Source organism: Nocardia sp. NPDC004582 (assembly GCF_053602115.1).
Window position 1 is genome coordinate 1 of the sequence record NZ_JBSGCY010000167.1, and the last position, 12981, is coordinate 12981.

Consider the following 12981-nt stretch of genomic DNA (forward strand, 5'->3'; position numbering starts at 1 on the left):
GACAGCGGTCCTGCCGCCGGTGGTCTGCCCCAGCGTGATCCGTCCGCGGGCGGTCTGCCGCAGCGTGACGGTGGCGCCGCCGCCGGTGGTGGTCTCCCGCAGCGTGACTCGGGTCTGCCCCAGCGTGACTCCGGTCTGCCGCAGCGTGATTCGGGTCTGCCGCAGCGTGATTCGGCTTCTGGTGGTCTGCCGCAGCGTGACTCCGCCGCGGGCGGTCTGCCGCCGCGTGATCCGGCCGCGGGTGGTCTGCCGACCCGTCAGCCCGGTGCCAATGGCGCTCCGCAGCGTGGTCCGGGAGCGCCCGGCGGCCAAGCGCTGGGAGGTGGAGCGCCGCAGCGCGGTGCCGCGCCGCAGCGCGACGGGTCCAATGGTCTTGCCGCACAGGATTCGGACAAGCAGGGTCTGCGTCCGCGGGACGGTCTCGCCCCGCGCGACGGTGGCCCGGCGCAGCGCGGTCCGGGTGGTCTGCCCCAGCGGGACAGCGGTCCTGCCGCCGGTGGTCTGCCCCAGCGTGATCCGTCCGCGGGCGGTCTGCCGCAGCGTGACGGTGGCGCCGCCGCCGGTGGTGGTCTGCCGCAGCGTGGCCCGAACGGCCTGCCGCAGCGGGATGCCGGAAATGGTCTACCGCAGCGTGGTCCGGGTGCGGGTCAGCCGCAGCGCCCGGCCGCCACGGGTGCCGATTCGCTCTCGGGTGGCCTGACTCAGCGTGATCCGCTGAGTGGTCCGCTCCCGCAGCGGGATCCGTTGAACGATCCGCTGCCGCTGCGCGACGGCGGCCTGCCTCAGCGTGGCGCTACCGGTCTGCCGCAGCGGGATCCGGGTTCGGTGTTGCCGCAGCGCCCGTCCCCGATTCCGGGTGTCGGTCTGCCGCAGCGCGGTGATGACGGCGTCAAGGAGCCAGGACGCCACAGCTTCCGGTCGAACCCGGCCAAGGCGGCCTCGTTCTTCCAGACGCGTCTGCAGCCGACGGACGCCCCCGGTGACTCGATCATGGGCGGCACGCCGATCTTCGCGGAGATGATGTCGGCGTGGCTCTCCGATCCGAACGCCGACCGGTCCCAGGTGGCCTCGTCCTTCGAATCACCGGGCGACGAGGGCTGGCAGGCCGCGCAGCGGGTCAGCCAGGCCGCACCGGAGCGGCGGACGGCGGCGGGTCTGCCGCAACGTGATCCGGGTAACCGACTTGTGCCCGGCGGTGTGAACGGAAACGCTGACAAGGCGGCCCACCGCGACCCAGAATCCATCAGGTCGAGTCTGAGCCGCCATCAGAAGGGCGTCCGGGACGGCCGCGCGATGCAAGCTATGAACCTAACCGGAGATAAAGGAGACCGATGAACCCCGATCTAGGTGGTACGAAGCGTCAGCTGGATTGGCTGGTTTCGAACTTCGCCAATGAGGTTCCCGGCGTTGCGCACGCGGTCCTGGTATCCGCTGACGGCCTGCTGATGGCCGCGAGCGCGCAGCTGCCCGTGGACCGCGCCGAACAGCTGTCCGCTGTGACCGCGGGGCTCGCGAGCCTCTCGGTCGGTGTCTCGAACTTGTTCGAGGGCGGCACCGTTTTGCAGTCGGTGGTCGAGATGGAACACGGCTACCTGCTGCTCATGGCTGTCGGTGACGGCTCGTATCTGGCGGTCCTGACCAACACCTCGTGTGACATCGGTCAGGTCGGATACGAAATGGCGTTGTTGGTCGAGCGAGTGGGCCAGACGGTTCAGGCCACACCTCGCGTCACGATGGGTTCCTGATGGCGGGATGGACATAGACAACGAACGCGTTGGGAGCGCCGAACCGAGCCTGGTTCGCCCCTATTCACTGACGGCCGGTCGCACCCGGCCGAAGGTGGAGCTCGCCTTGGAGGCGCTCGTCGCATCGCATCCGGTCGCCCTCGAGCGGCAGTTCGAACTCACCAACATCGAGACGTCAATCGTGGAGTTGTGCAGAGAATCGCCGTCGGTTGCCGAGGTGGCCGCGCGTCTGGGCATCCCGCTCGGGGTCGCGCGGGTGCTGGTCGCTGACCTCATCGATGCCGGCCATGTGCGGGTATCGGCGACTTTGAAAGACGATTCCAGCGACGATGAACGTCGCGAGCTGATCGAAAGGGTTCTCAGTGGACTCCGGCGTATTTGATTCGACGACACAGGTCGACACGCGCACCAGCAAGCCCACGTCGGCCAAGATCGTCGTGGCCGGTGGTTTCGGTGTCGGCAAGACCACCCTGGTCGGTGCCGTGTCGGAGATCGTTCCGCTGCGCACCGAGGCGTTGGTGACCAATGCCAGTGTCGGCGTGGACTCCCTGACCGGTGTCCCGTCGAAGGCCACCACCACGGTGGCCATGGACTTCGGCCGCATCAGCCTGGCCGATGACCTGGTGCTGTACCTGTTCGGTACGCCGGGCCAGTACCGCTTCTGGTTCATGTGGGACGACCTGATCAAGGGCGCCATCGGCGCGGTGGTGCTGGTCGACACCCGCCGGCTGGAGGACAGTTTCGCCGCCGTCGACTACTTCGAGGCGCGCAACCTACCCTTCCTGGTGGCCATCAACGAATTCGATGATGCGCCACGGTATCCGGTGGAGGACATCCGCCAGGCGCTGGCGGTGCCCGCGGACGTGCCGATCCTCTCGATCGACGCCCGTCGCCGGGAGCCGGTGAAGCAGGCTCTGGTCGCGGTCACCGAATACGCCCTGCGCAAGGTCGTTCAGGGTTACTGACCCGCGCAGGCTATAAGCTCGCGCCGTGACGATCACGGCGCGGGAGTTGCTCGGCGAATTGCTGGATCCCGGTTCCTTCGTGGGCTGGGATCGGCCACCGGTGCCGGTGGCGGCGTCGCCGAGGTATCGCGAGGATTTGCTGGCTGCCGCGGCAACGGCGGGCACCGATGAAGCGGTGCTCACCGGGGAGGGGTTGCTGCGCGGACGGCGGGTCGCCGTGATCGCGTGCGAGTTCGCGTTTCTCGCGGGTTCGATCGGGGTGGCCGCCGCCGAGCGGATCGTGTCCGCGGTGGAGCGCGCGACCGAACTGGGTCTGCCGCTGCTCGCCTCGCCGACCTCCGGCGGTACCCGAATGCAGGAGGGCACAGTCGCTTTCGTGCAGATGGTGAAGGTCGCGGGGGCGCTGGCCGTGCACAAGGCCGCGGGGCATCCGTATCTGGTGTATCTGCGCGATCCGACCATGGGCGGGGTGTTCGCGTCGTGGGGTTCGTTGGGGCACATGACATTCGCCGAACCGGGGGCGCTGGTCGGCTTTCTGGGGCCGCGGGTCTACCGGGCGCTGTACGGGAAGCCGTTCCCCGAAGGTGTGCAGACGGCCGAAAACCTTTACCGCAACGGTGTTATCGACGGTGTGGTGCCGGTATCGGTGTTTCGGCGCATCGTGCATCGGGCGCTCACGGTGTTGTGCGACGGTCCGGCCCCGCTGCCCGAAAAGCCTACTGACGCAACGCCGCCCGCGCTCGGGGCGGGTGCGTTCCTGGCCGGTCCGCAGGAGCGCGGCGGCGTCGCGGTGCTGGACACGGCCGAGGTGCACGCCTGGCAGACGGTGCTGATCTCCCGGCGCGGGGATCGTCCGGGGATTCGGGAGTTGCTGCGCCACGTCACCGACCGGGTTCCGTTGTCCGGCACCGGACAAGGCGAGCTGGACCGCACGGTGGTGCACGCCCTGGCCCGGTTCCGGGGTCAGCCCTGCGTCGTGTTCGGCCATGACCGCGCCGGTCAGTCGCCGGAGCACACCATGGGCCCGGCGGCGTTGCGGGAGGCGCGGCGCAGCATGCATCTGGCCGCCGAACTGCGCGTCCCCCTGGTCCTGGTGATCGATACCGCGGGCGCGTCGCTGTCCCGGGAGGCGGAGGAGCGCGGCCTGGCCCCCGAGATCGCCCGCTGCATCGCCGATCTCGTCACCCTGGACACCCCGACGGTCTCGGTGCTGCTGGGTCAGGGCACGGGTGGTGGCGCGCTGGCCCTGCTGCCCGCCGATCGGGTGCTGGCCGCCGCCAACGGCTGGCTGGCCCCCTTGCCGCCGGAGGGTGCGAGCGAGATCGTCCACCGTGACACCTGGCATGCCCCGGAACTGGCCGCCGCCCAGCGGATTCGGGCGGTGGACCTCCGGTCCGACGGCATCGTGGACCGGATCGTGCACGAATACCCGGACGCCGCCGAGGAGCCGGCGGATTTCGCGCTGCGCATGGTGGAGGCAATCGCGGGCGAACTGGCCGGTCTGACCGCTCGTTCCCCGGCGGAGCTGCTCGCCGCCCGGCACCTGCGCTATCGGCGGCTGGGGCTGTGAACGTAGTTCTCGTCACGTCGAACCTGTGCGAAGCTGTCTATTTGCTGCCGTGGGGGCTCGACACGGAGATTTCGGTATAGAGCACTCGGTTGACGCCGTGGACCTGCGCTTCTAACTTCGACATGGTGACGTACCGGTTCGAGGCCAGCGACATTCCAGCGATCGTGCTCAGTGACGGCCAGGTGATGCCCAAACTGGGGTTCGGCGTCTACAAGGTCGACGGCGACGACGCGGTCGGCACCATCGCGAAGGCGCTCGAACTCGGTTACCGCAGTCTCGACACCGCCGCCTTCTACGGCAACGAGGAGGAAGTGGGCCGCGCCGTCCACGAGTCCGGGCTGCCCCGCGACGAGGTGTTCGTCACCACCAAGCTGTGGAACGCCGACCACGGCTACGACGCCACCCTGCGCGCCTTCGACGCCAGCGCCAAGCGGCTGGGCCTGGACACCATCGACCTGTTCCTCATCCATTGGCCGGTGCCCGCCGCGGACCTCTACGTCGACACCTTCCGGGCGCTGCAGGCGCTGAAGCGGCAGGGCCGGGTGGTCTCCATCGGCGTCTCCAATTTCACCCGGGCGCACCTGGAGCGGGTGATGGCCGAGACCGGTGAGGTGCCCGCCATCAATCAGGTTGAGCTGCACCCGTATTACGCCCAGTCGGAGCTGCGCGCCTTCCACGCCGCGCACGGCATCGTGACCGAGGCGTGGAGTCCGCTGGGCCGGGGCGCGGAGTTCAACGATTCGGTGATCATCGCGCTGGCCGACAAGCTGGGCCGGACGCCGGCGCAGATCATCCTGCGCTGGCACATGCAGCTGGGGAACGTGGCCATCCCGAAGTCGAACACCCCGTCGCGGATGGCGGAGAATCTGGCGGTCTTCGACTTCGAGCTGACCGGCCGGGAGATGACCCAGATCGCCGGTCTGGACAAGGGCGCCCGGCAGGGCGGCGACCCGGACCTCTTCGATATGGACGCGCCCGTCTGACCTCGCGCGCTCAGCTCTGCGGGTCGGCGGTCGGGTGGGTCGGAATGCCCAGATACGAGGTCAGTTCGACGGCGGCCGCCCGGCCCGCGCGGTTCGCGCCGATGGTGCTGGCCGAGGGCCCGTAGCCGATCAGGTGGATGCGCGGATCGGCTTCGACCCGGGTGGCGAGGCGGCCGCCCATGGTGATGCCGCCGCCGGGCCCGCGCAGTCGCAGCGGGGCCAGATGGTCGAGGGCGCTGCGGAATCCGGTGGCCCACAGGATGACGTCGGCGTGCTGGAAGGTGCCGTCGGCCCAGCGGACGCCGTCGGGTTCGATGTGGTCGAACAGCGGTCGCCGTTCCAGCGCCCCGCGGGCGCGCATGGCCCGCACCCGAGCGTCCTCGGGCAGCCCGGTCACCGACACCACCGAGCCGGGTGGAAGTCCGCGCCGGACACGGTCTTCCACCATCGCCACCGCGGCCCGGCCGTCCTCGGGCGCGAATTGCCCGGAGCGGAAGACGGGTTCGCGGCGGGTCACCCAGGTGGTGCCGGTGACCTGCGAGATCTCGTCCAGCAGTTGGACGGCCGTGATCCCGCCGCCGACGATCACGACGTGTTGGCCGTCGAATTCCGTTGCGGCACGGTAGTCGTGGGCGTGCAGCTGGCGTCCGGCGAAGGTCTCCGCGCCCCGGTAGTAGGGGATGAACGGCTTGTCCCAGGTGCCGGTGGCATTGACCAGTCCCCGGGCGCGCACCGTCGCGCCCGGGTTCAGTTCGGCGTGCAGCAGCCCGTCGACCTGCTGATTCGGGCAGGTGGCGGCGGTGGCGCGGTCGCACACCACGGTGACCGAGATCGGCCGGTGCACGCGCAGGTCGAAGCGCTTCTCGTAGAGCTCGAAGTAGTGCGGTACGGCGGTGGCGGCCCGCGCGTTCTCGGAGCCGTCGGGCAGGGTCTCCGCGAAGGACATGCCCGGCAGGTCGTGCACCCGGTTGACGGTGCTCAATGTCAGTGACGGCCACCGGAACTGCCAGGCGCCGCCCGCACCGGGGGAGTGGTCGACGATGAGGAAGTCCTGTTCGGGCCGCAGGCCCAGTCTGCGCAGGTGATAGCCGACCGACAGCCCGGCCTGTCCCGCGCCGATCACCAGGATGTCGACATCGGGTGTTGCGGTCACGGACCCGACGGTACGCGCACCTAGAGTGAGAACCGATCATGGGTTAGGCACCTGGTGAGTGTGGACAGTGGGGAAGGGACAGATGCTCGGAGTCAGCCGCGATGGCGAGGTCGTGACCATCGAACTGCAGCGTCCGGATCGCCGGAACGCCCTGAACGAGGAGCTGATCGGCCGCTTGCGCGCGGCCCTCGAGGAGGCCGCGACGTCGGCCCGGGTGATCGTGCTGACCGGTCAGGGGCCGATCTTCAGCGCGGGCGCCGACCTGGACGGGGTGTATTCGGACAGCTTCCTGACCGGCCTGCTGGCCATGCTGCGCACCATCGAGACCATTCCGGTGCCGGTGATCGCCGCGATCAACGGCGGGGCGCTGGGCGCGGGCGTGCAACTAGCCCTGGCCTCGGACCTACGTGTGATGTCGCCGGATTCGTTCATCGCGGTCCCGGCCGCGAAACTCGGTATCTCCGTTGACCGTTGGACCGTGCGCAGGCTGTCGTCGCTGATCGGCGCCGGTCCGGCGCGCACGATTCTGCTGGGCGCCGAGCGGGTTCCCGCCGCGGACGCCTATCACTTCGGCTTCGCCAACAAGATCGGAACTCTGGCCGACGCGCAGGCCTGGGCCAAGCAGATCGCCGAACTCGCGCCGCTGTCGCTGCGGCATCTGAAGCTGGTCTTCAACGACGACGACACCCGCGGTCCCGATACCGCCGCGCAGAGCGCTGCCCTGGACGCCGCCTGGCAGAGCGCCGACGCGCAGGAGGCGCGCGCGGCTCGCCAGGAGAAGCGGCCCGCGAAGTTCGAGGGCCGATGAACGGGCAGCGCGCGCGAGAGAATGCGCGGAGACTGGTGGGTATGGCAGCGGGCGCTTTCGGTCTTTCCTGGGTGGTTCGGGCGGCATGGGGGATTCCCTCGGCCATGGGTGCGTCGATGTCGGCGATCGCGCCGACCGCGCGCGGGGCGACCACCTATCGCAATCGGCAGTTCCACAACACCGAACCGAGCAGTCAGCTCAGCGGTTCCCCGCTGGAGCTGCTCTACCAGCTGGCCACCCAGCGCAATAACGGCCGCCCGTCCGGGACTATCCCGCTGGTGACGCCGGAGCTGCCCGAGCAGGCCGGGGAGCTGGCGGTGACCTGGTACGGGCACGCGACCTGCCTGGTCGAGGTGGACGGCTACCGGGTGCTGGCCGATCCGGTGTGGAGCGAGCGGGTGTCACCGTCGCCGCTGGTGGGCCCGGCCCGCCTGCATCCGGTGCCGTCGCCGCTGTCGGCGTTGCCGGCGCTGGACGCGGTGCTCATCTCCCACGACCACTACGACCATCTGGACCGCGACACCGTGACCGCGCTGGTCGAGGGCCAGGACTGTGTCTTCATCGTGCCCGTCGGCATCGGCGCGCATCTGCGGCACTGGTCGGTGCCCGAGCATCGGATCGTCGAATTGGATTGGGCCGCCTCGGTTTCGCTGTCGGAGCTGCGGCGTGATCGCGGCGACGGCACGGACCTGGTGATCACCTGTTCGGAGGCGCGGCACTTCTCCGGTCGCGGCCTGGTGCGCAACACCACGCTGTGGGCGTCGTGGTCCATCGCGGGCCCGACCCGCCGGGTCTACTTCGGCGGCGACACCGGTTACACGAAGGCGTTCGCGGAGGCGGGCGCGCGGCTGGGCCCGTTCGACCTGACCCTGCTGCCCATCGGCGCCTATGACCGGCACTGGCCGGATGTGCACATGAACCCGGAGGAGGCGGTGCGCGCCCACGCCGATCTGTGTGTCGGCGACGCGGGCTTCGGGCTGTTGGTGCCGATTCACTGGGCCACCTTCAATCTGGCCTTCCACGGCTGGTCGGAGCCGGTGCGGCGACTGGTCGAGGCGGCGGAGGCGGCCAGGACACGCATCGCCGTGCCGAAGCCGGGTGAGCGGATCGACCCGATTGGCCTCCCACCACGGGATTCGTGGTGGGAAGATGTTCGCCAATAACGGACCGAGAGTGAAGGAGCAGGCTGTGAGTCTCATGGACACGCTCAAGGGCTTGGTCGGCAAGGGCAAGGATATGGCGGCCCAGAACGCCGAGAAGGTTGAGCAGGCGGTCGACAAGGCCGGCAGCTTCGTCGACGAGAAGACCGGGGGGAAGTACTCCTCCCACATCGACAAGGGCACGGAGGCGGTCAAGAACGCCCTGCAGCCCGACGCGCCCGCCGAAGCCGCGGCCCAGGCCCCGGCGGCCGAACCCGCCCCGGAGCCGGAAGCGGCGCCGGCCCCCGCGGAGGGCGAGCAGCCTCCGGCCTAGTTCCGACCGGTCGTTCCGCGGGCCGTTCGGGAGTGGCGGGGATGCTCCGTCGCTGACCTGAACGGCCCGTTGGCTTTTCGCGGGCATTCCAGGTTGCGGGAAATCGCGGCCACCCGGACCTAGACTGCTGTTATGGGGTCCCGCAGGGATTTCGGGGGTATCGAGGTTGGGCTGACCAACCTCGACAAGGTGCTGTACCCGGCCACCGGGACCACCAAAGGTGAGGTCATCGACTATTTCACCGCTGTCGCCGAGGCCCTGCTGCCGCATATCGCGCAGCGGCCGGTGACCCGGAAGCGGTGGCCGAACGGGGTGGACGAGCAGTCGTTCTTCGAGAAGAATCTGGCCGAGCACGCGCCGAAGTGGTTGGAACGGCGCACCGTTCAACATTCCGACCGGCCGGTGACCTATCCGCTCATCGACAATGTCGCCGGCCTGGCCTGGCTCGGGCAGCAGGCCGCCCTGGAACTGCATGTGCCGCAATGGCGTTTCGCCGGTGCCGAGGTCGGCGACATCACCCGCCTGGTCTTCGACCTGGACCCCGGACCGGGCGCGGGGCTCGCGCAGTGCGCCGAGGTGGCGCTCATCCTCCGCGATGTGGTGCGCGAGGTGGGATTGACGGCGTTCCCGGTCACCAGCGGCTCCAAGGGAATTCACATCTACGTGCCGCTGGACCGCAAACTCGGCCCGAACGGGGCGTCCGCGGTGGCCAAGCAGGTCGCCACCAACCTGCAACAGCTGCGGCCCGAACTGGTGACCGCCACCATGGCCAAATCGGCCCGTGGGGGCAAGGTCTTCCTGGATTGGAGCCAGAACAATCCGGCCAAGACCACCATCGCGCCGTACTCGCTGCGCGGGCGCGCCCAGCCGTGGGTGGCCGCGCCGCGCGCGTGGGCGGAGCTCGAGAAGCCGAAGAAACTGCGGCACTTGACCTTCGACGAGGTGCTGCGCCGCTTCGAGGACGACGGCGATCTGCTCGCCGGATTGGACGGTCCGCCGCCGGAACCGGATCGGCTCGGCACCTATCGTTCCCTGCGCGATCCGGGCCGCACCCCCGAACCGGTTCCGGCGGGTGCGCCCGATGTCGGTCCGGGCGATCGGTTCGTGGTGCAGGAACATCACGCCCGCCGGCTGCACTGGGACGTCCGCCTGGAGCGCGACGGCGTGCTCGCCTCCTGGGCGGTGCCCAAGGGCCCGCCCACCGATACCGGCGAGAACCGGCTGGCCGTGCACACCGAGGATCATCCGATCGAGTACCTCACCTTCCACGGGACCATCCCCAAGGGCGAGTACGGCGGCGGCGAGATGACCATCTGGGATACCGGCACCTACGAGACCGAGAAGTGGCGCGACGACGAGGTCATCGTGTGGCTGCGCGGGCAGCGGCTGACCGGGCGGTACGCGCTGATCCAGACCAACGGCAATCAGTGGCTCATGCACCTGATGAAGGACCAGACGCCGCCGGGAGATAACGGAAAGCAGCCGGAAGACGCGGGGGCGCAGGCGGTCTCGACGCCGCGCGCGCCCGCGCCCCTGCCGCGCGGTGTCATGCCGATGCTGGCCACCGCCGGTGACGTGACCACCCTCGACGCGAAACAATGGGCGTTCGAGACCAAGTGGGACGGCTTCCGGCTGATCGCCGAGATCGAGGACGGCGCGGTGACCCTGCACAGCCGCGCCGGGCATGTCGTCACCGGGAAGTACCCCGGCCTGGCCGTGCTCGGCGAGGAACTGTCCGGCCATGCCGCGGTGCTCGACGGCGAGGCGGTGGTCTTCGACGATCACGGCGGCGCGAATCTCGGCCTGCTGCGCGCGGATTCGGGCCGCGCGGTCTTCCTGGCCTTCGACCTGCTCTACCTGGACGGCACATCGCTGATCCGCAAACGCTACGACGATCGGCGGCGCGTCCTGGAAGCCCTTGCCGGGCAAGCGCGTTCGCTGCTCGTTCCGTCGCTGCTGCGGGGTTCGGGCGCGGACGCGCTGCGCTACAGCCAGGAGCACGGCATGGAGGGCGTGGTCGCCAAGCGGCGCGACTCGGTCTATCTCCCGGGCCGCCGTGGCCAGTCCTGGATCAAGACCCGCAATTGGCGGACGCTGTCGGTGGTGATCGGCGGCTACCGGCGTTCGGAGGCGCGGCAGTTCGCGTCCCTGCTGGTCGGCGTCCCGCATCAGGGCGAGCTGTACTACCTGGGCCGGGTCGGCACCGGTTTCAGCGAGCAGGAGATGAGCGATCTCGCCGACCGCCTGCGCCGGCTGGAACGCAAGACCAGCCCGTTCGACAACGAGCTCACCGCCGACGAGCGCCGCGACGCGGTCTGGGTGACGCCGAAACTCACGGGCATGGTCCGCTTCCAGAACTGGACCGAGACCGGCCGCCTGTGGCACCCGGCCTGGATCCCCGGCTCCGACTAGCTCGACTTCTCCAGCAGCGGAATCAGGCTGTCGGAGTCGGTGACGATGGCGTGCCCCTGGAATTCGAAGTCCGCCCAGGCGCGCTGCTTGCCGGGCTCGTCGCGCCCGCCGACCCCGTCGCGGACGACGACCGGCACGAAGCCGAGATCGGTGGAGTGGGACACCGTCGGCGCGATCCCGATCTCCAGCGCGACACCGACGATGGCGTAGGCCCCGATCCCGAGGTCACGCAGGGTCGAGGCGAGCGGGGTGCCCTCGAACGCCGACATCGACGTCTTGTCGAAGACGACTTCGCCCTCCCGCGGCCGCAGTTCCGGCACCAGCTCGAAGCCCGGGGTGTCGCGCTGCAGGATCGGGACCACGTCCTCGATCGAGTCCTTGCCCTGCCAGCTCATCGCCATCCGCATGGCGAAGCTGCCCATGAGCCGCTTGGGCAGGAAGAAGTGCCGCAGGAAGATCACCGGGTAGCCGCCGCGCCGCGCGGCCTCGACCACCCGCACGACGCGCTCGGTGATCGCCGGACCGTCCTCGAGCTGGCCGAGCACCCCGGCCTGCATGTCGTACACGATGACCGCCATCTTGTCCGGTGCGCACACATCCTCGAGCGTCTCCGGAATCTCCACACCGTTGCCGCGCCGCATAAGCCCTCCGCAATCGCTTTCCGCCCCACCCTCTTTCGCCACCCTACGCCTGTGCGGAAGGGCGCCGGACACCACTCCGGAAGCCCTCACCGACCGCGTCACCCGCATCTTCGCCGACCTCATCGACCGGCGACATCAGGGCTGAGTCAATTCACCTCGGCCAGTTTGTCTTCGAGCAGGGCGCGTTCGCCGTCGTTGCCGCACAGCGCGATCGCGCGCTCGAACTCGGCGCGGGCCTCCGCGCGGCGGCCCAGCTTGGCGAGCAGTTCACCGCGGACCGTCGGCAACAGACGTGAATCGGCCAGTGCCGCCGTCGCTCCGAGCTCGTCGACGATCGCGAGCGCGGCCGCCGGACCGTACGCCATACAGACCGCGACCGCGCGATTGAGTTCCACGATCGGGGACGGGGCGAGCCTGCCCAGCGCCTCGTAGAGCAGCACGATGCGATCCCAGTCGGTGCCCTCGACGGATGTGGCGACGGCATGGCATTCGGCGATCGCGGCCTGCAGACCGTACGCGCCGAGCCCGCGCCCGATGGCGGCGGCGCGGTCCAGCGCGGCCCGGCCGCGGCCGATCCCGGCCCGGTCCCAGCGCCTGCGATCCTGCCGGTCCAGCGGGACCGGCCGCCCGTCGGCCGCGATCCGGGCGGGGAACCGCGCGGCGGTCAGCTCCAGCAAGGCCAGTAGGCCGTGGACCTCGGGTTCGGCCGGAACCAGCCGGGCCAGCACGCGGGCCAGGCGCTGGGCCTCGGCGGCGAGGTCCAGGCGAATGAGGTCGGCGCCGGAGGTGGCCGACGAGCCCTCGGTGAAGATCACGTAGACCACATTGAGGACCGAACCCAGCCGGGCCGCCCGTTCGTCTGCGGCCGGCACCGCGAACGGAACCCGCGCCGCGGCCAGGGTCTTCTTCGCCCGCGTGATCCGCGCCTGCACGGTCGCCGTCGGAATCAGGCAGGCCCTGGCGATCTCGTCGCTGGACAGACCGCCGACCACGCGCAGGGTCAGCGCGACCCGCGCCTCCCGGGACAGGATCGGGTGGCAGGACACGAACATGAGCGCCAGCACATCGTCGTCGATCTGATCCGGATCCCAGAGCGGTTCCGCGCCGGACCCGTCCGCGACCGGCCCGCCCGTGGCCGCGCCGCCCTCACCCAGTTCCCGGGCGAGGAAGTGCGGCGGGTGCTGGGCAAGCTGCCGCCCGCGCTGGAGGAGCCCGGGCTGGACTCGGACTC

Annotated in this window: 12 protein-coding genes and 1 pseudogene; 10 read left to right on the forward strand and 3 right to left on the reverse strand. The window is 69.9% G+C overall.

Features of this window, described 5'->3' with window-relative positions:
* From ACWELJ_RS30010 to ACWELJ_RS30035, 6 genes and pseudogenes are all read left to right on the forward strand, one after another.
* Positions 1–1335, forward strand: a pseudogene (locus ACWELJ_RS30010) (sensor histidine kinase); the annotation flags it as partial.
* Positions 1332–1745, forward strand: coding sequence for a roadblock/LC7 domain-containing protein (locus tag ACWELJ_RS30015; RefSeq protein WP_029930951.1), 414 nt, complete (start codon positions 1332–1334; stop codon positions 1743–1745). The pseudogene ACWELJ_RS30010 and the gene ACWELJ_RS30015, both read left to right, overlap by 4 nt.
* 7 nt (positions 1746–1752) lie before the next feature.
* Positions 1753–2127 carry a DUF742 domain-containing protein gene (locus ACWELJ_RS30020; RefSeq protein ID WP_033085504.1) on the forward strand — a complete coding sequence of 125 codons (375 nt, stop codon included), beginning with the start codon at positions 1753–1755 and terminating at the stop codon, positions 2125–2127.
* Positions 2108–2710 (forward strand): GTP-binding protein, encoded by a 603-nt coding sequence (locus tag ACWELJ_RS30025; protein WP_174391578.1) that lies wholly within the window; start codon positions 2108–2110, stop codon positions 2708–2710. Before ACWELJ_RS30020 ends, ACWELJ_RS30025 begins: the two co-directional genes overlap by 20 nt.
* A 25-nt stretch (positions 2711–2735) precedes the next feature.
* Positions 2736–4280, forward strand: coding sequence for a carboxyl transferase domain-containing protein (locus ACWELJ_RS30030; protein WP_452369475.1), 1545 nt, complete (start codon positions 2736–2738; stop codon positions 4278–4280).
* A 122-nt stretch (positions 4281–4402) separates the two neighbouring features.
* Entirely contained in the window at positions 4403–5263 is an 861-nt protein-coding gene (locus ACWELJ_RS30035) for an aldo/keto reductase (protein ID WP_452369476.1), read from the forward strand.
* Positions 5264–5273: 10 nt separating this feature from the next.
* On the opposite strand, the gene ACWELJ_RS30040 is transcribed toward ACWELJ_RS30035, so the two are convergent.
* Positions 5274–6416 (reverse strand): NAD(P)-binding domain-containing protein, encoded by a 1143-nt coding sequence (locus ACWELJ_RS30040; protein ID WP_452369477.1) that lies wholly within the window; start codon positions 6414–6416, stop codon positions 5274–5276.
* 82 nt (positions 6417–6498) lie between these two features.
* Here ACWELJ_RS30040 and ACWELJ_RS30045 point away from each other — a divergent pair, with 82 nt between their 5' ends.
* From ACWELJ_RS30045 to ACWELJ_RS30060, 4 genes are all read left to right on the forward strand, one after another.
* Positions 6499–7224, forward strand: a complete 726-nt coding sequence (locus ACWELJ_RS30045) for an enoyl-CoA hydratase (protein WP_452369478.1) — start codon at positions 6499–6501, stop codon at positions 7222–7224.
* 41 nt (positions 7225–7265) lie between these two features.
* Positions 7266–8387: an MBL fold metallo-hydrolase gene (locus ACWELJ_RS30050; protein ID WP_452369479.1), complete on the forward strand. Its 1122-nt coding sequence runs from the start codon at positions 7266–7268 to the stop codon at positions 8385–8387.
* Between the two features lie 34 nt (positions 8388–8421).
* Positions 8422–8697, forward strand: a complete 276-nt coding sequence (locus tag ACWELJ_RS30055; RefSeq protein WP_452369483.1) for an antitoxin — start codon at positions 8422–8424, stop codon at positions 8695–8697.
* 132 nt (positions 8698–8829) lie between these two features.
* Entirely contained in the window at positions 8830–11109 is a 2280-nt protein-coding gene (locus ACWELJ_RS30060) for an ATP-dependent DNA ligase (protein WP_452369480.1), read from the forward strand.
* Here ACWELJ_RS30060 and ACWELJ_RS30065 read toward each other — a convergent pair.
* Both ACWELJ_RS30065 and ACWELJ_RS30070 read right to left on the reverse strand, forming a co-directional pair.
* Complete coding sequence (locus ACWELJ_RS30065) at positions 11106–11750, reverse strand: cysteine hydrolase family protein (protein ID WP_452369481.1); 645 nt, start codon at positions 11748–11750, stop codon at positions 11106–11108. The two genes, ACWELJ_RS30060 and ACWELJ_RS30065, sit on opposite strands and share 4 nt — an antisense overlap.
* Before the next feature lie 146 nt (positions 11751–11896).
* Positions 11897–12981 (reverse strand): RNA polymerase sigma factor (locus tag ACWELJ_RS30070; protein ID WP_452369482.1); only part of this gene is annotated, 1085 nt, incomplete at its 5' end.